The organism is Streptomyces phaeoluteigriseus, from assembly GCF_001896135.2.
Lineage (GTDB): Bacteria > Actinomycetota > Actinomycetes > Streptomycetales > Streptomycetaceae > Streptomyces > Streptomyces phaeoluteigriseus.
The window spans coordinates 20,966-45,325 of sequence record NZ_MPOH02000017.1; the positions used below are offsets into that span (position 1 = coordinate 20,966).

The following is a 24,360-nucleotide window of genomic DNA, read 5'->3' on the forward strand; positions in this document are numbered from 1 at the left end:
CCTCCGCCTCGGAATCCACCCCGGCCGCGGCCCCACCCCCACGGCGGTGGCGGCGACCTCGCCGAAACCGGCGCGGACAGCAACACACCCGTCATCGCGGGCGGCGCGGCGGCCCTCCTGCTGGGCGGTGCGGCGATCGTCGTGGCGACCAGGCGCCGCAAGGGCAGCCAGGCCTGACGCCGCCGGCCGCCGGCAGTTCCCGGTGAACGATCTCGCGGGACGACCGCCCCGACGCCCCCACGGCGCGGGGCGGTCGTCCTCGTCCCCCGCCGCCGGACCCGGACGGCGCCGACGGCCACCCATCGACCGGTGCGGTTCCCGCAGCGGTCCGTCAGACCCGCTCGGTCAGGACAGCCTGGCCGTCGGCAGCGTGACCGTCGGCAGCGCCCGACCGTGGAGTTCGCCGAGCCGATCGGCAGGGCGTGACCGCGCTCCGCCTCGGCCTCGGCCTTCAGCGCGTCGCTGAAACCCGCGGCGCCGAAACCCGCGGCGCCGAAGCGGGCGGGCCCGCATCGCGTGTGGTGTCACCGGGCGGAGTGGCCGCGGCCCCGCTACCACCGGATCTCGAGGAAGCCCTTGACCGCAGGCCCCGCAGGGACCTCTGGCTGCGTGGGGCTACGCCCCCTCCACGACCGTCAGCCACAGCTTCACGTAGCGGTCCTGGTCGACGCCCAACGCCACGTCCACCAGGGCCTGTTCGCGCGGTCCGTGATGGATCTCGGCTTCGCCGGGCCGGGGGCGTCGGTCGACGACGGTCTGGCCCCGGGTGGCGCCGGGGGCCAGGCTCACCTCGACCGGGAGCAGTTCGGTGGTCAGGCCGTCCGGGTCGACGACCGCGCAGACCGCGCCCGCGTCGCCCAGGCCGCCCGTGGGGGTGGGGTCCCCCGAGGTCGCCGGGTCGCGGTGGGCGAGGAGTTCGCCCGCCAGCCGCAGGCGGGGCTCCGAACTGGCGCGCAGCCGCTGGACGTCGGCGGCCGGGACCAGGACCTCCTTGAAGACGTCCAGGCCGTACATCGTCATCGGCACCCCGGCCGTGAGCAGGATCGCCGCCGCCTCCGGGTCGTGCCACACGTTGAACTCCGCGACCGCCGTCGCGTTGCCGGTCGCCACCGCGCCGCCCATGAACACGATCCGCTCGATGTTGCGCACCACCTCCGGGTGCGTGCGCAGCAGCAGGGCGATGTTCGTCAGGGGCGCCATGGGGATCAGGGTCACCGGCCTGGGCGACGCGAGGATCTCGCGCCGCAGCAGCGTCACCGCGTCCACGTCGACCGGGCGGCGGGTGGGCGCGGGCAGCCCCAGGTCGCCCATGCCGTCCTGCCCGTGCACATGCCGTGCCGTGCGCACCGGCTCGATCAGCGGGCGTTCGGCACCCCGCGCGACCGGGATGTCACCGGCCCCTGCCTGTTCCAGCACGGTCAGGGTGTTGCGGACGACACCGTCCACATCGGTGTTCCCGGCCACACAGGTGATCGCCCGCACGTCCAGCCCCGGGTGCCGTACGGCGAACAGCAGGGCCAGGGCGTCGTCGACCCCGGTGTCGCAGTCGATGATCACCGGAATGGGCTGACCGGTCACGGCGGCGCTCCTCTGTGTCTGTGCGGGCTGTTACGTCTGTGACCTTACGCAGCGGACCAGAGTTCGGCTCCGCGATCCGCGGCGCGGGCGGCGATCCGGTCCAGCAGCTCCGCCACGGGCACCGCCCCCGGACGCCTCCCGTCCCGCAGCCGTACGGCCGCCAGACCCGCGTCGGCCTCCCGGTCCCCGATCACCGCCTGGTACGGCACCAGCCGCGCGGCCCGGATCCGGGCGCCGAGGGTGCCGTCACCGGGGCCGGACACCTCGGCCCGCAGTCCCCGGGCCAGCGCCCGCCGTACGACCTCGTGGGCCCGTTCCTCCTGCGCCCGCGCGACCGGCAGGACCGCCGGTTGCACGGCACAGCAGGCCGCCGAGAAGACGGCGGCACGGACCTCGTACTCCTCGGCCGAGTCGGACTCACGCCCGTCCCCGGCGACGACACCGAACAGCCCGCCCGAGCGGCGCGCTCCACGTGGCGCCCATAACAACAGCCCAAGTCGCCCGGCGAACGAACAACGCGGCGGCACCGAGCAGGTGACGCCGGCCGCGACCCGCCCCGCGCGGCGCAGCAGGCCGCCGAGAAGACGGCAGCACGGACCTCGTACGCCTCGGCCGAAGTCACCCGGCGAACGAATAGCGCTGCGGTACCGAGCGGGTGCCGTCGGTCGGCGATTAACCCGGACGGACCGCCGCGCTGGTCGGTCGGCGGTGGCGGTGGTGCCGTGGGAGGGAGCACCCCGCGGTGCCGGGGCGGAGGCCCTCGCGTCCCGCCCCGCGGAACCCGACGAACCGGTGCGCACCGGTCACTCCAGGAGGCATCCCGATGACCCGCCGTACCCTCCTCGCCTCCGCCCTGGCCGTCACCGGGCTGCTCACCGTCGCCTCCTGCGCCACCCTCGGCCTGGAACACCCGCCGACCGCCCGGCCCGCCTCACCCACCGTCGAACAGTCCTCGGCCAAGCCCACCGCTCCGGTCGCCTCCCCCGCCCTCACCGACGCGCAGGCGCACGAGGCGCTCATCACCGGCACCGACCTCGGCGAGCCCTGGACCCCGACCCGGGGCACCGCCACCTGGCGGGACGGCATGCTCAAGGCCACCACACCGACCGCCGACTGCCAGAAACTCCTCGACGGCCTCTACACCGACGAACTCCTCGGCGCCCCGCCCCGCGCGGTCGTCGCCCTCGACGACGCCGACACCGGCGCCCAGCTCCGCTACCAGCTCACCGACCGGCGCCCCGCCGACGTCGACCGCGTCCTCGGCTGGCTGAAGACGCTCCCCGAGAAGTGCGCCCGCTTCACCGCCAAGGCCCCGGACGGCACGGTCCTCGACGCGACCGTCGCCGAGCAGCCGCTGCCCGAGGTGGGCGACGCCCGACAGGGCCTGCGCGTCATCCTCACCAACTGGAACACCGACGGCGACCCCCTCGCCCTCGCCCTCGACGTCGCCACCGTCCGCGCCGGCCAGGACACCTTCACCCTCACCAACGGCGGCCTCACCGACGTCCCCAACGAGGCCACCCAGGCAGCGGTCCAACTGGGCGTCCAGCGGCTGACGGAGGTACGGAAGCAGGGGCGGGTGCAGGTGTAGGGACGGCGGCCGGTCCAGCGAGGCGGGCCGAAGGGGGAAGTCCGCTCAGTCCCCCTCCTCGCTCCCGTCGAAGTGCGTCGTGCCGTGGACGACGTCCTGGGACAGGTCCCGGACCGTGCGGCCTTTCGCGAAGGCGCGGGCGCGCAGGAGGGCCAGGGCCTCGTCGGGGCTCACACCCCGCTGGGCCATGACCATGCCGACCGCCTGGTGCACGCCGTCGTGGCCGGTGGCCAGGCGGCTCAGCCAGACGTCGTCGCCGTACCGGCCGGCCTCCTCACCGCGGGGCAGGGCCATGAGGGCGACCGTCAGCACGTCCGCCACGAGCCGCGCCGTACGGACCTCGTCGGCGGCCAGTTCGCCGGGGCGGTCCCGGTAGAGGTCCAGGGTGCCCACGCACACCGCCCGGTCGCCCAGCGGCAGCGCGTACACCGCGGACACCCCGGCCGCGGCCGCCTGCTGGGCGAACACCGGCCAGCGGGAGGCGTCCAGGCCCGCCGTGAGGTCGGAGGCGAAGACCGGCGCGCCAGTCTCCGCCGCCCACAGGCAGGGGCCGTCGCCCAGCGTGGCCTGCAAGTCCATGAGATGCGCGGCCTGATCGCTGCTGGCGCTCACCGGAACCGGCATCCCCTCGCCGCGCAGCGACACGCTCGCGCCCGTCACCGGCAGCAGCCGTACCGCCGCGGTGCACAGCCGCTCCGGTACGTCGCCCGGTCCGGCACCGCGCAGCTCCTGGGCGATCACCTCGGCGACCCGCTGCCGGTTCCGGTCGGGCACGGTGATCACCTCCGCCCGCGGGGGTAGGGCTCCGGACTCCTCGTCGTCCGCCGGGTACCGCTCTCACGGGCGGGGGAAACCGGCCGGGCTCAGGCCTTCTCGTACGGGTCCGCGGGCTGCTTCACCCGCGTGAGCGTCCCCGCGTCGAGGACCGGCGGCCAGGCCGCGTCCGAACCGAGGGCGCCCTCGGGGCGCCAGGTGCCGGTGACCGTGACCCAGGTGTCGGCGGGCAGTGCGTCCGCGCCGCGGACCTCGACCTTGCCGGTGGTGGCGTCGGCCGCGCAGCAGGCGACGGCGAGCCGGGTGACGTACCAGGTGCCGTCGTCGCCGTGGGTGACGAAGCCGGTCAGCCGGACGGTACGGCCCGTCAGCGACCGGCCGCTGTCGAAGATCGCGCGGGAGCTGAACCCACCGACCGTCAGCTCCAACGGATCCCCGGCCGGGAGCGCCGGGAAGGTCCCCACGCCCTGCGCGGCCCGCTGGGCGGCCTCCCGGTCCGCGCTGTACGCACCGAGCGCGGGGGGGCGGGAAGAGGAGGAGCGCCAGCGCGGGGAAGGCGAGGAGCCAGGCCACGCGCGGGCCGTGCCCGTGCCCGCTCCCGTGCCCGCGCCCGCTCCCGTGCCCGCTCCCGTACCCGTGCCCACTGCCGTGCCCCTCCTCTTCCGGTCCCCCACCGCCACCGCCACCGCCACCGCTCACGACCACCGTCACCAGCCCCAGCAGCACCAGCGCCGCCCCGGAGACGATCAGGTAAGGCCGCAGCCCCGCCTGCACGTACCGCAGGTACAGCTCGCCGAACAGGGTGATGCGCAGGACCGCCCCGCCGGTGAGGAGGAGCAGGGCCGCCGGTCCGTACCGCCTCACAGCAGCCACCACCCCGTGAGTACGCCCGCCGCGACGGCCACCACCCACGTCACCGACGCGAAGCGGACGGCGAAGGCGCGGCCGAACGTGCCCGTCTGCAAGGCGAACAGCTTCAGGTCGACCATCGGGCCGACCACCATGAACACCAGCGCCGCGGTCGCCGGGAAGGCGCTCAGGGAGGCCGCGACGAAGGCGTCCGCCTCGCTGCACACGCACAGGACGACCGCGAGCAAAGCCAGCAGCAGCACCGACAGCCAGGGCGAGCCGGTGAACAGGTCGAGCAGCGAGCGCGGGACGGCGATGTTGAAGGTCGCCGCGGCCGCCGCGCCCAGCACGAGGAAGCCGCCCGCGTGCAGGAAGTCGTGCTGGAGGCCGGTGAGGAAGGCGCGGGCGCCGGTCGTGGGGTGCGGGCCGGTGTCCCGGCGGGGCGGGGTCAGCCACTTCTCCTTCCCGAAGCGCGCCCACAGCCAGCCCATGACGACGGCGGTGCCGAGCGAGGCGAGCAGCCGGGCGAGGACCATCTCGGGCCGGCCGGGGAAGGCGAGGGAGGTCGCGACGAGCACGACGGGGTTGATCGCCGGCGCCGACAGCAGGAAGGCGAGGGCGGCGGCCGGGGCGACCCCGCGCCGCATCAGGCTCCCGGCCACCGGCACGGACGCGCACTCGCAGCCGGGCAGTACGGTCCCGGCCAGCCCCGCCACGGGCACGGCCAGCACCGGACTGCGGGGCAGCAGCCGCCGCAGCACCCGCTCCGGCACGAACGCGCCGATCGCCGCCGAGACGACCGTACCGAGCAGCAGGAACGGCACCGCCTGCACGACGACGGCCGTGAAGACCGTCCACCAGGCGGCCACCGGCGGGGTGTAGAGGTCCAGCGCGAGCGTCGGGCCGAGCACGGACGCGACGGTGGCGACGGCGAGCAGGGCGGTGCCGCCGAGCACGGCGTACACGAGCGCCCGTACGACGACCCGCAGGCCGTCGGCCACCGTCCGCTGTCTCTGCACGCCCGCCCGATCCGCCGCCGTCCGCCTTCCACCGTCGCGGGCACGCTAGCGAGGCCGCCTGTGCGGGAGCCCGGGTTCAGCAGGGAGCCGGCTGTGCGGGCCGGGGACCGGTGAGGCGGCAGGCCTCGCTACAGGGGCGGCTGGGCCGGTGCCGGGCCCAGGGTCGTCGTGCCCGGGGCCGTACGGTGCCCGAGGCCCGTGCGGTAGGCGTCCAGGGCCGCCTCCACCCGGCCCGTGCGGCGCAGCAGGTCGCCGAGGAGACGGCACAGGTCGGCGAGGTCACCGGCGGCGCCCGCGCGTTCCAGCAGGCTCAGGGCGCGGACGTAGTGCTCCTCGGCGGAGTCGGTGTCGCGGGCGTCCTCGGCGATGATGCCGAGCAGCCGGTGCGCGCCCGCCGCGTGCACGGCGCCGCGCTCGGAGGAGAGGTCGCCGAGCACCTCGTGCAGCAGGGCGGCGGCCGCCTCGGACTTGCCGCGGCGGTGCAGGACATCGGCCAGCTCGACGGCGACCTGGCTGGTGTAGAGGGCGGCGCGCTGGGCCGACAGCATGACCTGCGCCTGCCTCAACTCGTCCTCGGCGCGCTCCAGTTGGTTGTTCTGCGCGTAGACGTAGCCGCGCATCCAGTGGCAGTTGGCCAGCTCGGTGCGCACCTGGAGCTGGCGGTACAGCTCGGCGGCCTTGGCGAGGGAGGCGTCGGCCTCGGCGAGCCGGCCCTCGGCGAGGAGCGTACGGGCCACCGAGCGGTGCATCCGGGCGACCAGCGCCGGGTCGCGACCTGGGGCGCGAGGGCGAGGGCGAACTCGGCGGCCTGAGCGGCGCGGGCCTGGGCGCCCATGTCCATGTAGGGGCCGATGACGGAGGCGTAGAGCAGCAGCAGCGCGTCGGGGTCGTGCAGGCCGCCGCGGTTCAGCTCGTCGAGGGTGGACTCCAGGAGGTAGACCGCGTACCGCAGCTCCCCGGCGAGGTAGTGGGCGACGGCCCGGCCGCGCAGGGCGGGGACGCGGGCCGGGAGCGGTGCGTGCGCCAGGCACTCCTCCGCCCGCTCGAAGTGCCGCCGGGCCGTCTCCAGCTCGCCGGTGTCGATCCCGCACTCCCCGAGCCCCAGCAGGGCGGTGGCCTGCTCCTCCACGAGACCGTGCTCCTCGGCCTCCGCGAGCAGTTCGGCGTACTGCCGCGCCGCCTGCTCCGCCTCCCCGGTGGCCAGGGCCCGCTGGGCCTCGGTGAGACGCAGCCGCAGGTCGGTGACGAGCCGGGCGGAGCGGCCGGTGGACAGTTCCTCGAAGTCCACGCCGAGCCGCTCGGCGATGTGCTTGAGCGCCTCGTCGGAGGGCCGCACTCGGCCGGCCTCCAGGGTCGAGACATAGGCGGGGGTGTACGTCGGCTCGGCCAACTGTCGCTGGGTCAGCCCCTGTTCGACCCGCAGGCGTTGCACCCGGCGACCGATGACCTCCGGTTCGTCCCGCTCTCCCACGGCCCGCATGACCCCAACTCCCCCTGGCCCTCTTGCCGTTCGGCGCGCGCAGCCCCTAGGTTAAACGGCGTGTTAAACATGTTTAATACACGGCTGACGTAACAGGCGCTGCCGTTGTCGCTTTTTGTCCGCCGGTTCTGTCCGCCGGTTCTGTCCGCCGGTTCTGTCCGCCGTCTTCTGTCCGCCGTCTTCTGTCCACTGTCGCCGCCGACGTTGCGAGGTTGCCGTGCCAGGACGCACTTCCGCACCCTACGGGCGCCCCTCCTGGAGGTACGCCAGAGCCGTCGCGGCGGCCGTCACAGCGGCGGCGGCCCTGATCGCCGCCGCCAACGCGGTCCCGGCCCACGCCACGGACGCCCCCCGGCTGTCGACGGGCGCGGAGCGCGTCGGGAAGTAGCGGGCGAGGGTGGCGGGCTCGGGTGACGGACGTTCAGCTCTGCGTCTGAAGCTGGCGGAGCTGCTCGCGGACGTGGTCCAGGGCGCCCTCCCGACGGCCCGGGACCCGGCCGCGCAGATCCGCCAGCGCCGGGCCGAGATCACGGGCCCGGTCCCGGTCCGTGATGCGCCCCCACTGGTGGTGGGCCCGGTCCACGGCCGCCTCCACCGGCGCCGCGTCGGCCGGCTGCCCCGCTGCCAGCCGCGCCGCCGCGACCGCCATCCAGGTACGGCAGCTGCGCTCGGCGTCCCCCGCGAACATCGCCAGGTCCGCCCGCACCTCGGACCAGTGCAGGACCTCCTCCGACCCCGCCCCGTGCGCGAGGAGGGCGACCTGCTCCCAACGGGCGGCGAGCGCGTCGGCGCCGGGGTGATCACCGGCCTGGACGGCCGCCGTGATCCGGGCGTGCGGGTCGTCCTCCAGCCCGTCCGGCACTTGAGGACGAGGCCGTTCAGGACGAACCGGAGGGCTGGTGGCGGGGCCCCCGGGGACAGGGTGGGAAGGGGCCGCGGGGGCGAAACCCACAGCGGGGCCACCACCGGCGCCCGCACCGCCACCCCACAGCACCAGGTCCCCCACCTCGCCCTCTCCCGCGATCCGGGCCAGCGCCAGCTGATGCAACTGCTCCAGCCCCGGCCGCCCTCCGCTCCGCAACACGGTCGCGACGCCTTCATGTACGTGGGCGCGGCCACCTTCCGCCGCCCCACCGGCGGAGCCACCCGCCCGTACACGGCGACCCCCGGCCCGCACTCCAGCCCCCGCCCCCGCAGCCACGCCCACGTCTCCGCGTCCGCGTGCAGGTCGAGCAGCAGCGTCGTCGTCCCGGCCGACCGCAGCCGCAACTCCTCACGGAACCAGTGCCAGGGGAAACCGGTGTAGCGAACGGTCGACGGCGTCGTACGGGCCAGCGCCAGATGCGGCAGCCGCTGCTTGCGGTCGAGCTGGAGCTGTCCGGTGACGAACACGGTCAGCGGTCCGGGCGCCGCCGCCGCGGCCCGCAGCCGGGTCAGCACGGCCTGCGGCTCCAGCGGATCGGCGAGTTCGACGACGTTCGCCGTGTCGGTGCCGGCCAGGACGGCGGGCGGCACGGCCGCGAGCACGGGGAGCACGGACGCCGCGTCCACCAGGCATCCCTTGCCCACGGGTGAGGCCGCGAGCAGCAGCACGGTTCCGGGCATCGTCCCTCCCCCTGTCGATCACGTACGTCAGCACCGTAACCGCTGCTGCTGCAAAGGGGAGCCTCAGGTCTGCAAACGTCCCCGTACGGGGCGTTCGTCGCCCTCCGTGCCCCGCGCGTCCCCCTCGGCGCCCCCGCCCCGGTCACCCCGCGTACTCCCCGCACCCCGCCGCCGCACCGCGAAGATCGTCGTGTCGTCGATGAGAGCGCCCCCGCAGTGCCGCAGGGTGCGGTCGCGGACGTAGGCGACCAGGCGGCCCGGTTCGGCCGTGCGCGGCTCGCGGGCGAGGCCGGCGGCGACGTCGTCGCCGAGCGGGTAGAAGGCGCCGTCGCCGTCCCGGGCCTCGGTGACCCCGTCGGTGACCAGCAGCAGCGTCTCCTCGGGGGCGACGGCGGCGCGCAGCACCGGCGGGGGCTCGCCGGAGTTGAGTTCGGCGAGGCCGAGGGGGAGTCCGCCGGCGTGCGGCAGCCGCCGTACCCCGCCCGGACCGGCGGCGAGCGGCGCCTCGTGGCCGAACAGGACGACGTCGACCACCCCCCGCTCCTCCTCGGGGAAGCCCAGCAGGACGGCCGTGGCGAAACGGTCGTTGTCGGCGCGGCCGAGGGCGGCCGTGTGGCCGCGGTGGCGCCGCATCCGGACCTCCAGCCGTTCGGCGACCGTCGCGAGGTCCGCCTCGTGGTAGCCGGCCTCGCGGAAGGTGCCGAGGAGCGCGGCCGCCGCCTCCACCGCGCCCAGCCCCTTGCCCTGTACGTCGCCGAGGAGGACGCGGGTGCCGTGGGGTCCGGGCTGGATGTCGTAGAAGTCGCCGCCCATGCGGGCGTCGGCGTCGGCGGCGAGGTAGACCGCGGCGTGGTCGAGGCCGCCCCAGCCGTCCGGCAGCGGGCGCAGCACCGTGCGGCGGGTGGTCTCGGCGATGTGCCGCATGTGCAGCATCCGGCGCTCGTCGCGCACCCGGACCGCGGCGGCCAGGACGGACAGGATCCCGCCGATCAGGACGAGGACGAAGTCGGCGGGGCCCTCCCGGTACTGGTAGGGCCAGGCGGCGTCCGCGCCGATGTAGGTGGCCACCGCCAGGACGGCGAAGAGGGCCGTCGTCCACACCCCGCACAGCGCGGCGGCGATCGCGGCGACGAACACGCACCAGGAGACGATGCGGAACTCTCCGCTGGTGTTGAAGTCGACGAAGGCGATGGTGACCAGCGTCAGCAGCGGCACCAGCCAGGTGACGCTGTGGCCGCGGAACTGAAGCAGCTTCTGGCGCTCCAGGGCGTCCCGGCCCCGGGCGCGCGGAGGGCGGGCGAGCAGCCCCTGGCCCCCTCGGTCGCTCACCGCTTCAGCGAAACACGCCCGGGCGGGGGCCGCATCCCGGCCGCGCCCGGGAAAACCGGGTGGAGCGTGGGGAGCGGGTGGAGTGTGAGGAGCGGGTGGAGCGTGAGGAGCGGGAGGACCAGGGAAAACAGGGGACCGCATCCCACCGACTTGCCCCCGCCCCTTCCCAGGTGTGCCCTGGAAGCCGGGGGGGAGGAGAGAGAGGAGTGCTCCCATGGCTCATGCGGCACCCACACCGGGCATGCGGACACCGGGCACGCGAGCCCCGTCCGGGCCCCCGTCCGGGACCTCGTCCGGGACCTCGTCCGGGGCAGGCCACGCGACCGACGTCTTCGGTGAACGGACCCACCTGGTCATGAAGTGGGCGGTGCCCGTCGCGCTCGGGCTCGTCTTCGGCTACTGGGCCGCGGCGAACCGGCGCAGCGCCGGGCCGATCACCGGCTGGAACATCCTGTTCGGCTTCGTGGCCGCGCTGGCGTTCATCGCGCTGTACGTCGGCATCCGCGCCGTGGCCCCGCGCACGCGGCGCGAAGTGCACGCCCTGATGTGGGCGGTGTTCGCCGGCTGCGCGATCGGTTTCCTCGTCAACCAGAGCGGATCGAGCGTGCTGTACTCCGTGGGCGTCTCGCTGGCGGTCGCGGCGGGCTTCTTCGCGGTGATGTTCTACCGCTACTACACGCACGAGGACGCGGAGGGCCACCGCATCGAGTAGCTCCCGTCTCCCGCCGCGCGTGTGCGTGGGCCCCGGCGGTTCTCGCCGGGGCCCACGCCTTCCCTCATCCCTCAACTCACCGGGCGAGCGGGGTCCACTCCCACCCGTCCGACGAGGTCCCGGTGGCGCCGGAGCCGCTCCACGAGCCGGAGAACCCGAAGCTGAGACCGACGGAACCGGAGCCGGTGACGCTCCAGCGCTCGTCGTCCCAGGCGTCGTTCCAGTTCGCCCACTCGTCGTGCTTCCAGCGCGGGCAGGGGTCGGCACAGTCCGGCACCCGCTCGCCGCCCGTGTCCACGAAGGCGGCGCTCGCCCAGGCCCGCGCGCCGACGAACCAGTACCAGTGCGCGTCGCCGTTGACGCTCTGCCCCAGCACCCGGCACTCCACCCGGTCCCGGCTGCCCGGCGCGAGCGTGCCGGCCGGGGGGCGCGTGCGTGGTGGGCGCCTGCCGCAGGGTCAGGTCGGTGCGGGAGGTGACGGTTCCCCAGACGGTGTCGCCGCTGCGCCGTCCGTCCATCGTCGCCGCGGACGCCGTAGACGCCGTAGACGCTGCGGAGGCCGTGGTGCCGAGCGCCGCGACCGCGAGGGTGCCGCCGGTGAGCAGAGCCGCGGCCAGAGTCCGCAGGGCCGGTGTCCGCAGGGCCGGTGTCCGCGGAGCTGCTGTCCGCAGGGCCGGTGTCCGCAGGGCTGGAGTCCGCAGGGCTGGAGTGGTGCGCATGATCGCCTCCTTCTCCCCAGATCCATGAGACACCCGTTCGGGTGAACGCTCCACCGGAGGACCGAATCCCCAGGCCGGCGCGAGCCACCCGACTGGCCGCCCCGGCTCGCGCGCCGGGCCCGTACGCCCTTGCCTGGAGGCGTGTCCCGACGTCTGCGGACCGCCGTGTCGGCCGTCCTGATCGCCCTGTCCTGCCTCCTGATGCCCCTCGGCGCACTGGCGGCCTGGGCGGCGTACGGCCTCACGGACACCGGCCGGTACGTCACCGCCATGGCACCGCTCGCCTCCGACCCCGCCGTACGGGACGCCCTGGTGGACACCGTCGCCGACGACCTCCTGCGCAGGGCCGCCGACGAACGCGGCCCGCTGCCCCCCGAGATCACCCCCTTCCTACGGGACGCGCTGCGCTCCTTCACCCACACCCGCGCCTACCGCACCGCGTGGGAGGCGGGCAACGAGGCCGCGCACACCGCCGTGATGTCGGCCCTGCACGACGACCGCGACCGCGAGGTGACCGTCGACCTCGCCCCGGTGGCGACCCGGGTGCGCGCCCAAATGGTCGCCGACCACGTGCCGTTCGCCGAGCGGGTGCCGCTCACGCACACCCGCGTCGCCCTGCTCCCGGCCGATGAGCTGGCCACCCTCAGGAAGGGCTACCACGTGCTCGACCTCGCCGGATTCTGGCTGCCCCTCGCCGCCGTCGCCCTCGCCGTGACCGGCATCGCCGTCGCGGCCTGCCGCCGCCGCGCCCTCACCGCGGCGGCGCTGGGCACGGCGCTGGGCGGCGCGTTCCTCGCCCTCGCGATCGGCGTCGCCCGCCACCTCACCCTCACGGACCTCCCCGACCAGGCCCGCCGCCCCGCGGCGGCCGCCGTCTACGACGCCCTCACGGCCACCCTGCGCACCGCGTCCTGGTTCCTGCTGGGCGTGGGCCTGGCGGTGGCGGCCGGGGTGTGGCTCACCCGGTACGTACGGGTGGGCCGCCTGGTCCGCCGCCGGGCGGCCCCGGCTCCCGTACCAGCCGGGCCAGTCGGCGCAGCGCCTGCCCCAACTCCCCCTCCGTCGCGGACGCCAGGCCGAGTCTGACCGCGTCCGGGGTGCGATGCGGGTCGACGGTGAAGGCGGTGCCGGGGGTGACGGCGATGCCGTGCGCGGCGGCGGCGGCCGTGAAGGTGTCGGCCCGCCACGGCGCGGGCAGCTCCCACCAGGCGAAGTAGGCGTGCGGGTCGGTCCGTACGGCGAACTCGCCGAGGTGGGCCGCGAGGATCCGCTGCCGCCGGGCCGCGTCCGAGCGCTTCGCCGCCACCAGCCGTCGCACGGTCCCGTCCCCGGCCCACCGCACGGCCGCCTCCAGCGCGAACCGCCCCGCACTCCAGCCCCCGGACCGCACGGCGGCGGCCACCGCGTCCACCCGGTCCGGCGGTACGACGAGGAAACCGGCCGTCAGTCCCGGCGCGACCCGCTTGGACAGGCCGTCGACGACGTGGGTCAGGCCGGGCGCGTGGGCGGCGAGCGGGGTGACGTCCGGCCGGAGGAAGGACCAGACGCGGTCCTCGACCACGGGCAGCGCCAAGTCGACCGCCGCGCCCGCGAGTTCGTGTCTGCGGCTCGCACTCATGGTCAGCGAGGTCGGGTTGTGCAGGGTCGGCTGGACGTACAGGGCGGAGAGGGGAGCGGCGCGGTGCGCGGCCCGCAGGGCGTCCGGCCGCGGCCCCTCGCCGTCGCCTTCGATCGGCACGAGCACGATTCCCAGCCGCCCGGCGATCTCCTTGACCAGCGGATACGTCAGCTCCTCCACACCGACGCGGCCCCCCGGCCGGACCAGGGAGGCGAGCGCGGCGGCGATGGCCTGGCGGGCGTTGCCCGTGAAGAGGAGCTGTGCGGGCTCGGGGCGCCAGCCGGGGACGGTGAGCAGCCGGGCCGCGGCGGCTCGGGCGGCGGCGGTGCCGTCGGCCGCGGCTGTACGCATCGCCTCGGTCAGCACGTCGGCCCGCAGCAGCGGCGCGAGTCCGGGCGCGAGCAGTTCCGACTGGCCGGGCGCGCAGGGGTAGTTGAGTTCCAGGTTGACCGGCGCGGCCGTGGCCGGTTCGACCAGGGCCCGTCCCTCGGGGGCGGCCGGCGCGGCCCGCACGAAGGTGCCCCGGCCGACCTCGCCCACCACCAGCCCGCGCCGGACGAGTTCGCCGTAGACGCGCCCGGCCGTCGAGGGGGCGATCCGGTGGGCGCGCGCGAACCTCCGCTGCGGCGGCAGCCGCTGCCCCGGCACGAGCCGCCCCCGCGCGATGTCGTCGGCGATGCGATCGGCGATGACCCGGTAGTCGCTCACGACCTCCCCCTCCAGTCCGCATTGCACCGAGGGCAAAGATCTTATTGCACCGAGGAGTTGGCGACCCTAGGGTCGACGCATGGCACCCTTCCTCGCATACGAGGACAAAGGAGCGGATACCGTCGGACGTATCCCCCTGGTCCTCGTCCACGGCCACCCCTTCGACCACACGATGTGGGCCCCGCAACAGGAGGCCTTCGCCCCCGGCCGCCGCGTCGTCGCGCCCGACCTGCGCGGCTACGGCGCCTCCCCGGTCACCCCCGGCACCACCCTCCTCTCCCGGTTCGCCCAGGACATCGAGGACCTCCTCGACGACCTGTCGGTGGACACCTTCGTCCTGGCCGGGCTGTCGATGGGCGGCCAGATCGCGATGGAGTGCTCCGCGCGCCTCGGCGACCGCGTCCAGGGCCTGGTCCTCGCCGACACCTTCGCCGAACCCGAGACCCCCGCCGGCAAGGCCGCCCGCAACACCCTCGCCGACCGTCTCCTGGCCGAGGGCATGCACGGCTACGCCGACGAGGTCCTCCTCAAGATGGTCGCCCCGCACGCCCCGCCCTCCGTCAGGGCCCACGTCCACCGCATGATGACGTCCACACCCCCCGAAGGCGCCGCCGCGGCCCTCCGGGGCCGGGCCGAACGCCCCGACTACCGCCCCGTCCTCCGCCGGGTCACCGCCCCCGCCCTCGTCGTCGTCGGCGCGGACGACGAGTTCACCCCGGTCCACGACGCGGAAACCCTGCACGCCCTCCTCCCGGACTCGACCCTGCGCGTGATCGATCACTGCGGCCACATGCCCAACCTGGAGCGTCCGGCGGAGTTCAACGCGGCGCTGGGGGAGTTCCTGGAGCGGGTGGACGGGGGCGGACACGGCCGGTGACCGGGCGGTCCCCCGGCAAACCCGTGGCCCGCCGGCCGTACTCCCCTCTACCGTCACCGCATGAGCGGGACGACGACAACGACGACGACCCTCTGGCGGCCCACCGGGCCCGAGGAGCTGGCCCTGGTGGAGGCCTCCGGGTGGCGGGGGTGGCCGCCGCGGCTGCCGGAGCAGCCGATCTTCTACCCCGTCCTGAACGAGGACTACGCGATCCGCATCGCCCGCGACTGGAACGTCCCGGCGTCCGGAGTGGGTTACGTCACGCGGTTCGAGGTGGAGAGCGACTTCCTCACGCGGTACCCGGTGCGGCAGGCCGGGGGAGAGACCATCCTGGAGCTGTGGGTACCGGCGGAGGAGCTGGATGAGTTCAACGCGCACATCGTCGGGACCATCGACGTCGTACGGGAGTTCCGCTGACGTGCCACGGGGGCGCGGGCGGGCGCTCGGGGCCTGGTGCGCGGGACTGCTGTTCGCCGGGGTGAGCGCCGTCGTCGCGTGCCGGGCGGCCGACACCGACGCCATGACCCCGATGCCCCAGCTGCTCGCGTTCCTGCCCTGGCTGCTCGTGCCCACCGGGGCCGGGCTGCTGCTGTCGCTGCTCGCCCGCTGGCGGACGGGGCTGCTCTGGGGCGTCCTCGTGCTCGGACCGCTCGCCTGGTTCATCGAGCCGTACGGCAACACCGACGAACCCCGGGGGCTCGCCGTCGTCCGGCTGCGGGTGCTCGCCTCCAACGTGGAGTTCGGCTGGGCGACGGACGCCCTCGTCACCGCCGTACGGCGGGAGAGGCCCGATGTCGTGTTCGTGTCGGAGTGCGAGTACGGCTGTCAGGCCACCCTGCGCGCGGAACTCGGGACGGCGCTCCCGTACCGGCAGGCCGTCGAGGGCGACACCTCCGTCGGGTCGGTCATCCTCAGCCGGTACCCGCTGACGCCCTCCCCGGTCGTGCCCGGCGTGATGGGCATGCCCGGTGCCGTCGCCGACGTCGACGGGCGCCCCGTACGGCTCCAGCTCGCGCACCCCCAGCCGCCGCTGCCCCGCCAGGTCACGGTGTGGAAGCGGGAGCTGGGCCGGCTGCGGGACTTCGCCGACGACCACCGCGACGACGGGCCGCTGATCCTCGCCGGGGACTTCAACGCCTCCCAGGACCACGCGGCGTTCCGCCGCATCCTCGACACCGGACTGCGCGACGCCGCCCGGCTCGCGGGCAGCGGCCGGGAGCCGAGCTGGCCCAGCCGCACCACCCCCGCCTTCGGCACCCAGATCGATCACGTCCTCGTCTCCGGCGAGTTCTCCGCGGGCCGCGCCCGCTTCCTCGACCTCCCCCGCACCGACCACCGTTCGCTGCTCGTCGACGTCACCCTCCACCAGGCCCGACAGGCCCGACGGGCCCGGTAGCGGGCGGCCATACTGAGCGCATGTCCCGCGAGCTTCCCATCGGCCTCACCCCTCCCGACTGGCTGGTGCGGAACCTGCGGCCCCAGCAGGCCCCCGTCAACAGACCCGCCGTCGCCCGCGCCGCCCTCGCCATGGCGCTGCCCCTGCTGATCGGACTGGCGCTCGGACAGCCCGCGTACGGCGCGCTCGCCTCCATGGGCGCCCTGTCCGGCGTCATCGGCGACACCGCCGACGCCTACCGGATACGCATCCTCAACATCGCGATCCCGCAGGCGTTCGGGGCGGTCGGCATCACCCTCGGCGCGGCCGTGTACGGCCACGGCTGGCTCGCGGTGACCGCCGTCACCGCCGTCGCCCTCGTCTCCGGGATGATCTCGACGATCGGCGCCGTCGCCTCCGTGTCCGGGCTGCTGCTGCTCCTCAACTCCGTCGTCGGCGCGGGCCTGCCCATGCCCGGCGACTGGTGGCTCGCCCCCGTCCTGATGACCGGCGGCGGCCTCCTCGTCCTGCTCCTCGCCCTGCTGGCCTGGCCGCTGCGCTCCGGCGTCCCCGAACGCGCCGCCGTCGCCGGCACCTACCGCACGGTCGCCGGCCTCCTCGCCGCCTCCGGCAGCACCGCCCCCGGCGCCTACGAGGACGCCCGGCACGCCGTCACCCAGTCCCTGAACCAGTCGTACGACCTGGTCCTCGCCCACCGCGCCCGCCACCACGGCCGCAGTCCCGAACTGACCCGGCTGCTCGCCCAGTTGAACGCCATCACCCCGGTCGTCGAGGCCGCCCCCGCCGCCCATCTCGCCGGCCGTCCGCTCCCGCCCGAGGTCCCGGCGGCCGTACGGCACCTCGCACAGGCCGTGGAGACCGGCTTCACCGGGCCGATAGGGCTCGGCCTGCCCACGCCCACCGAGGAGACCGGCCGCGCCGTCGACCACGCCCTGCGCCACACCGCCGAGGTCGTCGCCGTCCCCGACGTCGACCCCCTGGGCCTCGTCGACCGCCTCGGCCGCCCCGCCGCGCTCCGCGTCCGCGCCGCCCGCGCGGCCCACGACGTGCTGCTCTCCGCCGCCTCCTGGCGCTACGGCCTGCGCCTCGCCCTGTGCATCGGCCTCGCCCAGGTCCTCGTGTCGATCGTCACCGTGCCCCGCTCCTACTGGGTCGCCCTGACGATCACCTTCGTCCTCAAGCCCGACTTCGGCTCCGTCTTCTCCCGCGCCCTGCTGCGCGCCCTCGGCACGGTCGCCGGCCTCGTCGTGGCGGCGGCGGTGCTCTCGCAGGTCCCGCGGGGCTGGTGGGACGTACCGGTGATGCTGCTGCTGGCACCGCTGATCCCCGCCCTCACCCCGCGCGGCTACGGCTACCAGACCGCGGCGATCACCCCCGTGATCCTGCTCCTGTCCGACGTCCTCAACCGCCAGGGCACGGCCCTGCTCCTGCCCCGCCTGGTGGACTCCCTCATCGGCTGCGCGATCGCCCTGGTCGCCGGCTATCTGCTGTGGCCGGAGAGCTGGCACACGCGGGTGGGCGACCGCCTCGCCGACGCCGTCGCCGACACGGCCCGCTACGCCGAGTCCGCGTTCGGCAGCCATGTCGACCCCCCGGCCCGCGCCCGGATGCGCCGCCGCCTCTACCGCGACCTGTCCGTCATCCGTACGGAGTTCCAGCGCGCCCTGACAGAGCCGCCGCCCACCGGGACACGTGCCGCCGCCTGGTGGCCGCTGGTCGTCGCCGTCGAACGGATCGTGGACGCGACGACGGCGGCCCGGGTCCGTGTGAAGCACGGAGCCGAGCCGCCGTCCGAGGCGGAGATCACCCACGTCGCCCGGCAACTGCGCGAGCTGTCGGAGGGCCTGCGGGACACCGACGTCCTCTACCCCGTCCGCACGGACCTCACGGGCCCGCCGGACAGCGTGCTGGAACCCCTCCGCCAGGAGGTGGCGGCGGCGCGGACGATCGCCTCACCGCACCAGCCGTAGTCACCGGTGACGAGCGGCGTCTCAGACGCCGATGTCCTCGCCGTCCTCCCGCCACACCGACACGACCGCCGGGCGGACGAGCTTGCCCGGCCCGTCGGGCCAGGTGCTCTTCGGGGTCTCGACGGACGCGCCGTCCAGCTCGCCCGGGTGCTGCACCGCGATCAGCACGCGCCGCTCCTGGATGAGCGGGCCGCAGGTCTCGGCGCCGTTCGGCACGGTCAGGAACTGCTTCAGCTCGCCGCGCCGCGAGCCGCGGGTGGCGACCCCGAACAGACCGTCGTGCGAGCCGAGCTGCGCGCCGTCCGTGGAGATCCACAGGTTGCCGTGCGGGTCGAAGGCCACGTTGTCCGGGCAGGAGATCGGGCTGACGGCGTCCTTCGGGAAGCCCGCGAAGTACGTCGACGGGTCCGCCGGGTCACCGGCCACGAGGAACAGCGACCAGGCGAACTTCGTCGACTCCGCCCGGTTCCAGCGCTCGGTCAGCTCCAGGACGTGCCCGTGCTTGTTGGCGTTGCGCGGGTTGGCCTCGTCCGCCTTGGCGTTGGCGCCGACACCGCGGTTGGAATTGTTGGTGAGGGCCACGTACACCTTGCCGGTGACCGGGTTGGGCTCGATGTCCTCGGGGCGGTCCATCTTCGTCGCGCCGACCTTGTCACCGGCGAGGCGGGTGAAGACGAACACCTCGTCGGCGGTCATGCCCTCGACGTGCGAGACGGCGCCCTTCGCGGTGGCGGTCGCCAGCGGGATCCACTCGCCGGAGCCGTCGAACTCGCCGTCGGCGGGCAGCTTGCCGGTGCCGTCGATCTCGATCGCGGGGGAGTCGCCGGTGAGCTTGGCGACGTACAGCGTGCCCTCGTCGAGCAGGGAGAGGTTGTGCTCGCGCACCGAGCGGCTGCTGCCGTGCTTCATCCGCTTGCTGCCGACGAACTTGTAGAAGTAGTCGAAGCGCTCGTCGTCACCGGTGTAGACGACGGGACGGCCGTCGTGCGTGAGCCGGATGGTCGCGGCCTCGTGCTTGAAGCGGCCGAGCGCGGTGTGCTTGCGCGGCGTGGACGAGGGGTCGTACGGGTCGAACTCGACGACATATCCGAACCGGTGGGCCTCGTTCGGCTCCTGGGCGACGTCGAAGCGCTTGTCGAACCGCTCCCACTTGCGCTCGGTGGCGCCTGTCCCTATCCCGTAGCGCTTGTCCGTCGCCCGGCCGCTGTTGGCGAAGTACTGGTTGAAGTTCTCCTCGCCGTGCAGGGTCGTGCCCCACGGGGTGGTGCCGCCGGAGCAGTTGTTGAGCGTGCCGTAGACCTTGGTGCCGGTCGGGTCGGCGGAGGTCTTCAGCAGGTCGGAGCCGGCGGCGGGCCCGGTCAGCCGGAACTCGCTGGTGGCGGTGATCCGCCGGTTGAGGTGGTGCCGGGGGACGGCGACGAGCTTGCCGGTCCTCCGGTCCCCCTCGACGACGACCGCGGACAGACCGTGCGCGGCCCAGGCGATCTCCACCTGCTCACGGGTCGGGTTGGCGGCGTCGTAGCCGCGGAACATGAGCACCTCGTCGGTGTACTCGTGGTTCGCGACGAGCAACTGCCGGTTCCGCTCGCCCGGCAGCGGCAGCAGCGCCAGGAAGTCGTTGTTGTACCCGAACTGACCCGCCTGGGCGGCAGCGGTCTGGTTCTCCGGGTCGAAGGCCGGCGCACCCCGCAGGATGGGCTCACCCCAGCGGATCACGACGTTCTGCGTGTATCCCTCCGGGACGACGACGGCGTCGAGGGTGTTCGGCGCGACACTGCTGTAACGCAGTCCGCGGGCACCCGTCGGCTTGGACGGCTTCGTCGGTTTCGTCGGCTTCGCGTGGCCGGCGGTGGCCGCTCCGGCGGGACGCGCACCCCCGACACCGGCGGCGCCGGCGGCGCCCACCACGGTGACGACGGCGGCGGCGCGCATCATCGAGCGGCGGCTGAGCGCCCCGGCGATGACATCGCCGACGTACTCGTTGGCGCTGGTGTTGGGCACCTCGTGGAAGCAGGCGTCACCACACCGGAAACGACAGGTCATGACAGAACGTCCGCCCGGATGGGACTGGGACGGCGTTCCGATCAACGGCAGCAGCTTGCGCACCTTTAATCTCCCCTTGCGTGCACTTGGTGTGAGCGTGACGGTAGGGGCACATATGTGCGGAGGCGCTGACGCCGGGTGAACGGCGAGTGAATCCGCGGCAGCCACAAGGGTGTTCACCCAGTCGAGGGGCGGTATTGACACATCCGTCGTACGCCCACTCACCCCTGCCGAAGATCACCACCAGGGGCCGCTAACCTTACGTGTCCGTCCTGGCCAGGGATTGACGGGAACAACTCACGCGAAGGGTTGCGCACATGGGCATTCTCACTCTCCTGCGGAACGCATTCGGCCGTTCACGCAAGGAGCGGACCGCAGAGGCGGAGGGTGCGGCACGGATTCCTTCGCAGACGGAACCCACGAACCACCCCGAGCCGCAGCCGACCACGACGACCCCCCCGACCGAGCCGACCGAGCCGACGACGGCCCACGTACCGGAGCCCCGCACGGCAGCGGAAGAACACGAACTGGTAGCAGCGGCCTTCGACAAGATCGCGACCCCGGGCACACCCCCGACCCCTCGAAAGCCGGAAGAGGAACACCCGGCCGAAGAGGAAAAGCAAACCACCACGGAGGAACCGGCCACCGCCGAAGAGCCGACCACCACGGAGGAAGCGGCCGCCGCCGAGGAGCCCGCCCGCTCGGAGGAGCCGGCCGCCACGGAGGAACCGACCCGCTCGGAAGAGTCGGCACCCTCGGAAGAGCCGACCGCCACGGAGAAGCCGGCACGCTCGGAGGAGCCGGCCGCCACGGAGGAGCCGGCCGCCACGGAGGAGCCGGCCGCCACGGAGGAGCCGGCAGATTCGGAGGAGCCGGCCGCCGCCGAGAAGCCGGCCGCCACGGATGAGGAGTCGGCCGCCGCCGAGGAACCCGCTCCCGTGGAGGAGCCGGTCACTCCTGTCGCTGAGACGCCCGCACCGGCGGCGGAGCCTGTCGCTGAGACGCCCTCGCCGACGGTGGAAGCCGTCGCAGAACGCCCGCACCGGCGGCGGAAGCCGTCACGGAACCTGCTGCACCTGAGGTGGAGGAGCCCGTCGCGGAGACGCCCGCCCCCGAGGTGGAGGAGCCCGTCGCCGATAAGCCGACCGAGGACGTGACCGAGCCGGTCGCCGAGGAGCCGGAGGCCGTTCAGGAGCCCGAGGCGGCGGCCGAGCCGGAGGCGAAGGAGCCGACGCCGGAGGCTGAGGCACCCACGGCTGAGACGGAGACCGCGGAGGCCGCGAAGGTCACCGAACCCGCGGAGGTCACCAGGCCCGCGGTCGCCGACGGCGAGGACGCCCCACAGGGGCCACCCGCAGACGACGACGGATCCCGCACGGGTGGTGCGGGTGGGAACACCCCCGCCGAAGGCGAAGCCGAGGCGGAGAACACCCCGAAGCCGGCGGAGCCGATCCCCGCCGAAGGCGAAGCCGAGGCGGAGAACACCCCAAGCCGGCGGAGCCGACCCCGCCGAAGGCGAAGCCGAGCGGAGAACACCCCCAAGCCGGCGGAGCCGACCCCCGCCGAAGGCGAAGCCGAGCGAGAACACCCCGCCCCACCTCCTCACCGCCCACAGGGCAGCCGAGGCCACCCTCACCAAGCTGAACCTCACCGACACCCACGCGGACGTCTACCTCGTCCTGGACCGCTCCGCGTCCATGCGCTCCTACTACAAGGACGGCTCCGTCCAGGCCCTGGCCGACCAGACGCTGGCCCTCGCCGCCCACCTCACCCGGACCCAGCCCCCGACCGTCCACGTCGTCTTCTTCTCGACGGAGCTGGACGGCACCGCCGACCTCACCCTCACCGACCCCGAGAACAAGATCGACGACCTGCACGCGGGGCTGGGCCGCATGGGCCGTACCAGCTACCACGCCGCCGTCGAGGCGGTCGTGGCGCACCACGAGAAGCACGCCGCGGGCGCGAAGGCCCCCGCCCTGGTGGTCTTCCAGACGGACGGCGCCCCGGACGCCAAGACCCCCGCCACCCAGTCACTCGCGGACGCCGCGGAGAAGCACCCGTCCCTGTTCTTCTCGTTCGTCGCCTTCGGTGAGCACGAGAACAAGGCGTTCGACTACCTCCGCAAGCTGAAGACCGGCAACACGGCGTTCTTCCACGCGGGCCCCGCCCCCCGGGAGCTCACGGACCAGGAGCTGTACGAGGGCGTACTGGCCACCTGGCGCCCGTAGCCCGACGGGAGCCTCCCGCCACCCACACGCCGCCCGCTTCTCACCCCGTAAAACGGGAGCGGGCGGCGTACCCATGTCGGCTACGATTTCAAGGATCCGTACAAAGCAACCTGGGAGCAGCCCCCGATGGCTCGACACCTCATCACCAGCGCCCTTCCGTACATCAACGGAATCAAGCACCTGGGCAACATGGTGGGGTCCATGCTCCCGGCGGACGTGTACTCCCGGTACCTCCGCCAGCGCGGCCACGACGTCCTGTACATCTGCGCGACGGACGAGCACGGCACGCCGGCCGAGCTGGCCGCGAAGGAGCGGGGCCTCCCGGTGGCGGAGTTCTGCGCGCAGGCGCACGACGCGCAGAAGGCGGTCTACGACGGCTTCGCACTGGCGTTCGACTACTTCGGCCGCAGCTCCTCGCCGCAGAACGTCGAGATCACCCAGCATTTCGCCCGCCGCCTCAACGAGAACGGTTTCATCGAGGAGCGGGCGATCCGCCAGGTGTACTCGCCCACCGACGGCCGTTTCCTCCCGGACCGCTATGTGGAGGGCACCTGCCCGCACTGCGGCTACGACAAGGCCCGCGGCGACCAGTGCGAGAACTGCACCCGGGTCCTGGACCCCACCGACCTGATCAACCCGCGCTCGGCGATCTCCGGCTCCACCGACCTGGAGGTCCGCGAGACCAAGCACCTCTTCCTCCTCCAGTCCAAGCTTCAGCACGAGGTCGAGGAGTGGGTGTCCCGGCACGAGGCGGACTGGCCGCAGCTGGCCTCCTCCATCGCCCGCAAGTGGCTGACGGAGGGCCTGCACGACCGCGCGATCACCCGTGACCTGGACTGGGGCGTGCCGGTCCCGGCCGACACCTGGCCGGAGCTGGCGGCGGACGGCAAGGTCTTCTACGTCTGGTTCGACGCCCCCATCGAGTACATCGGCGCCACGAAGGAGTGGGCGGACGCGGCACCCGACGGTGAGGTCCGCGACTGGAAGTCCTGGTGGTACGAGGCCGACACCGGCGAGAACCCGGTCCGCTACACCGAGTTCATGGCGAAGGACAACGTCCCGTTCCACACGGTGATGTTCCCCGCCACCGAGCTGGGCGTGCGCGAGCCGTGGAAGAAGGTCGACTACGTCAAGGCCTTCAACTGGCTGACGTACTACGGCGGGAAGTTCTCCACGTCGCAGAAGCGCGGCGTCTTCACCGACCAGGCGCTGGAGGTCCTGCCCGCCGACTACTGGCGCTACTTCCTCATCGCCAACGCCCCCGAGTCGGACGACTCGTCCTTCACCTGGGAGCACTTCACGGCCACGGTGAACAAGGACCTCGCCGACACCCTGGGCAACTTCGTCAACCGCGTCCTGTCGTTCTCCAAGAAGCGCTTCGGCGACGAGGTCCCGGCGGGCAGCGCGCCCGGCGAGGCCGAGGCGAGGCTCGGCACGGAGATCGCGCGGCTCCTCGCCGAGTACGAGGAGCAGATGGAGGCCCTCCAGTTCCGCAAGGCGGCCGCCGCGCTGCGCGCGCTGTGGTCGGCGGGCAACTCCTATCTGGAGGAGAAGGCCCCCTGGCTGGAGATCAAGACCGACATGGACGGCGCGGCCCTGACGCTGTGTACGGCGATGAACCTGATCCACCTGTACGCGGTGGTCTCGGAGCCGTTCATCCCGGCGACCGCGAAGGTCATGCGTGAGGCGTTCTCCCTGGCCGACGACACGGCGACCTGGGTCACCGAGGCGGAGGCGAAGGCCCTGAACGCGGTCCCGGCCGGCACCCCGTTCACGATCCCGCCGGTCCTCTTCGCCAAGCTCACGGACGAGGACCTCGCCACGTACAAGGAGCGCTTCGGCGGCATCGACGAGTGACGCACCG

At 73.9% G+C, this 24,360-nt stretch carries 18 protein-coding genes and 4 pseudogenes; 11 read left to right on the forward strand and 11 right to left on the reverse strand.

Going from position 1 to position 24,360, the window contains the following annotated elements:
• The first annotated feature begins 93 nt into the window (after positions 1-93).
• Complete coding sequence (locus tag BM536_RS44080) at positions 94-177, forward strand: hypothetical protein (RefSeq protein WP_281258602.1); 84 nt, start codon at positions 94-96, stop codon at positions 175-177.
• A 438-nt stretch (positions 178-615) separates the two neighbouring features.
• Here BM536_RS44080 and BM536_RS27510 read toward each other — a convergent pair whose 3' ends face one another.
• A complete protein-coding gene (locus BM536_RS27510; protein ID WP_073493795.1) occupies positions 616-1,578 on the reverse strand; it encodes a nucleoside hydrolase in 963 nt (320 codons plus the stop codon).
• A 44-nt stretch (positions 1,579-1,622) separates the two neighbouring features.
• Positions 1,623-1,934 (reverse strand): annotated as a pseudogene (locus tag BM536_RS27515) (His/Gly/Thr/Pro-type tRNA ligase C-terminal domain-containing protein); the annotation flags it as partial.
• 467 nt (positions 1,935-2,401) lie between these two features.
• On the opposite strand from BM536_RS27515, the gene BM536_RS27520 reads away from it, so the two are divergent.
• Positions 2,402-3,169 carry a hypothetical protein gene (locus BM536_RS27520; protein ID WP_073493797.1) on the forward strand — a complete coding sequence of 256 codons (768 nt, stop codon included), beginning with the start codon at positions 2,402-2,404 and terminating at the stop codon, positions 3,167-3,169.
• Between the two features lie 45 nt (positions 3,170-3,214).
• Here the strand turns inward: BM536_RS27520 and BM536_RS27525 are convergent, their stop codons facing one another.
• From BM536_RS27525 to BM536_RS27540, 4 genes and pseudogenes are all read right to left on the reverse strand, one after another.
• Positions 3,215-3,943 (reverse strand): GAF and ANTAR domain-containing protein, encoded by a 729-nt coding sequence (locus tag BM536_RS27525; protein WP_425444687.1) that lies wholly within the window; start codon positions 3,941-3,943, stop codon positions 3,215-3,217.
• Positions 3,944-4,032: 89 nt separating this feature from the next.
• A pseudogene (locus BM536_RS27530) lies at positions 4,033-4,807 on the reverse strand (TIGR03943 family putative permease subunit).
• Positions 4,804-5,811, reverse strand: a complete 1,008-nt coding sequence (locus tag BM536_RS27535) for a permease (RefSeq protein ID WP_094103655.1) — start codon at positions 5,809-5,811, stop codon at positions 4,804-4,806. The pseudogene BM536_RS27530 and the gene BM536_RS27535 overlap by 4 nt, the downstream one beginning before the upstream one ends.
• A 128-nt stretch (positions 5,812-5,939) precedes the next feature.
• Positions 5,940-7,282, reverse strand: a pseudogene (locus BM536_RS27540) (helix-turn-helix domain-containing protein).
• Between the two features lie 226 nt (positions 7,283-7,508).
• On the opposite strand from BM536_RS27540, the gene BM536_RS41410 reads away from it, so the two are divergent.
• Positions 7,509-7,679 carry a hypothetical protein gene (locus BM536_RS41410; RefSeq protein ID WP_170109962.1) on the forward strand — a complete coding sequence of 57 codons (171 nt, stop codon included), beginning with the start codon at positions 7,509-7,511 and terminating at the stop codon, positions 7,677-7,679.
• A gap of 33 nt (positions 7,680-7,712) precedes the next feature.
• On the opposite strand, the pseudogene BM536_RS27545 reads toward BM536_RS41410, so the two are convergent.
• Positions 7,713-8,731, reverse strand: a pseudogene (locus BM536_RS27545) (hypothetical protein).
• Here BM536_RS27545 and BM536_RS43255 point away from each other — a divergent pair.
• On the forward strand, positions 8,633-8,866 hold the full coding sequence (locus tag BM536_RS43255; RefSeq protein ID WP_245873862.1) for a hypothetical protein: 234 nt from the start codon (positions 8,633-8,635) through the stop codon (positions 8,864-8,866). The pseudogene BM536_RS27545 and the gene BM536_RS43255 overlap by 99 nt on opposite strands.
• A gap of 93 nt (positions 8,867-8,959) precedes the next feature.
• On the opposite strand, the gene BM536_RS27550 is transcribed toward BM536_RS43255, so the two are convergent.
• Positions 8,960-10,225 carry a PP2C family protein-serine/threonine phosphatase gene (locus tag BM536_RS27550; protein ID WP_245873838.1) on the reverse strand — a complete coding sequence of 422 codons (1,266 nt, stop codon included), beginning with the start codon at positions 10,223-10,225 and terminating at the stop codon, positions 8,960-8,962.
• Between the two features lie 214 nt (positions 10,226-10,439).
• Between BM536_RS27550 and BM536_RS27555 the strand changes: the two genes are divergently transcribed.
• Positions 10,440-10,937 carry a hypothetical protein gene (locus BM536_RS27555; protein WP_073493799.1) on the forward strand — a complete coding sequence of 166 codons (498 nt, stop codon included), beginning with the start codon at positions 10,440-10,442 and terminating at the stop codon, positions 10,935-10,937.
• A gap of 76 nt (positions 10,938-11,013) precedes the next feature.
• On the opposite strand, the gene BM536_RS44430 is transcribed toward BM536_RS27555, so the two are convergent.
• Both BM536_RS44430 and BM536_RS27570 read right to left on the reverse strand, forming a co-directional pair.
• Positions 11,014-11,313, reverse strand: coding sequence for a hypothetical protein (locus tag BM536_RS44430; RefSeq protein WP_079275018.1), 300 nt, complete (start codon positions 11,311-11,313; stop codon positions 11,014-11,016).
• A gap of 1,301 nt (positions 11,314-12,614) precedes the next feature.
• Positions 12,615-13,982, reverse strand: a complete 1,368-nt coding sequence (locus tag BM536_RS27570; protein ID WP_094103657.1) for an aminotransferase-like domain-containing protein — start codon at positions 13,980-13,982, stop codon at positions 12,615-12,617.
• 79 nt (positions 13,983-14,061) lie between these two features.
• Between BM536_RS27570 and BM536_RS27575 the strand changes: the two genes are divergently transcribed.
• Genes BM536_RS27575 through BM536_RS27590 form a run of 4 tightly spaced genes read left to right on the forward strand, consistent with a single transcriptional unit; the run spans position 14,062 to position 18,225 of the window.
• Positions 14,062-14,859 (forward strand): alpha/beta fold hydrolase, encoded by a 798-nt coding sequence (locus BM536_RS27575; protein WP_073493801.1) that lies wholly within the window; start codon positions 14,062-14,064, stop codon positions 14,857-14,859.
• A gap of 60 nt (positions 14,860-14,919) precedes the next feature.
• A complete protein-coding gene (locus BM536_RS27580; RefSeq protein ID WP_073493803.1) occupies positions 14,920-15,276 on the forward strand; it encodes a hypothetical protein in 357 nt (118 codons plus the stop codon).
• On the forward strand, positions 15,221-16,255 hold the full coding sequence (locus BM536_RS27585; RefSeq protein ID WP_073493805.1) for an endonuclease/exonuclease/phosphatase family protein: 1,035 nt from the start codon (positions 15,221-15,223) through the stop codon (positions 16,253-16,255). Before BM536_RS27580 ends, BM536_RS27585 begins: the two co-directional genes overlap by 56 nt.
• 20 nt (positions 16,256-16,275) lie before the next feature.
• Positions 16,276-18,225 carry an FUSC family protein gene (locus BM536_RS27590; protein WP_073493807.1) on the forward strand — a complete coding sequence of 650 codons (1,950 nt, stop codon included), beginning with the start codon at positions 16,276-16,278 and terminating at the stop codon, positions 18,223-18,225.
• A 21-nt stretch (positions 18,226-18,246) separates the two neighbouring features.
• Here the strand turns inward: BM536_RS27590 and BM536_RS27595 are convergent, their stop codons facing one another.
• Positions 18,247-20,331, reverse strand: coding sequence for a PhoX family protein (locus BM536_RS27595; RefSeq protein ID WP_073493809.1), 2,085 nt, complete (start codon positions 20,329-20,331; stop codon positions 18,247-18,249).
• Between the two features lie 1,325 nt (positions 20,332-21,656).
• On the opposite strand from BM536_RS27595, the gene BM536_RS43260 reads away from it, so the two are divergent.
• Both BM536_RS43260 and metG read left to right on the forward strand, forming a co-directional pair.
• Positions 21,657-22,496 (forward strand): VWA domain-containing protein, encoded by an 840-nt coding sequence (locus BM536_RS43260; protein WP_245873842.1) that lies wholly within the window; start codon positions 21,657-21,659, stop codon positions 22,494-22,496.
• A gap of 126 nt (positions 22,497-22,622) precedes the next feature.
• Positions 22,623-24,353, forward strand: coding sequence for a methionine--tRNA ligase (gene metG / locus BM536_RS27605; RefSeq protein WP_073493811.1), 1,731 nt, complete (start codon positions 22,623-22,625; stop codon positions 24,351-24,353).
• Positions 24,354-24,360: the final 7 nt, after the last annotated feature.

Excerpts from the sequence above, each read along its gene's own strand:
- BM536_RS27520 (WP_073493797.1), top strand. The coding sequence starts at position 2,402 with ATGACCCGCCGTACCCTCCTCGCCTCCGCCCTGGCCGTCACCGGGCTG.
- BM536_RS43255 (WP_245873862.1), top strand. The coding sequence starts at position 8,633 with ATGCGGCAGCCGCTGCTTGCGGTCGAGCTGGAGCTGTCCGGTGACGAA.
- BM536_RS27555 (WP_073493799.1), top strand. The coding sequence starts at position 10,440 with ATGGCTCATGCGGCACCCACACCGGGCATGCGGACACCGGGCACGCGA.
- BM536_RS27575 (WP_073493801.1), top strand. The coding sequence starts at position 14,062 with ATGGCACCCTTCCTCGCATACGAGGACAAAGGAGCGGATACCGTCGGA.
- BM536_RS27580 (WP_073493803.1), top strand. The coding sequence starts at position 14,920 with ATGAGCGGGACGACGACAACGACGACGACCCTCTGGCGGCCCACCGGG.
- BM536_RS27585 (WP_073493805.1), top strand. The coding sequence starts at position 15,221 with ATGAGTTCAACGCGCACATCGTCGGGACCATCGACGTCGTACGGGAGT.
- BM536_RS27590 (WP_073493807.1), top strand. The coding sequence starts at position 16,276 with ATGTCCCGCGAGCTTCCCATCGGCCTCACCCCTCCCGACTGGCTGGTG.
- metG (WP_073493811.1), top strand. The coding sequence starts at position 22,623 with ATGGCTCGACACCTCATCACCAGCGCCCTTCCGTACATCAACGGAATC.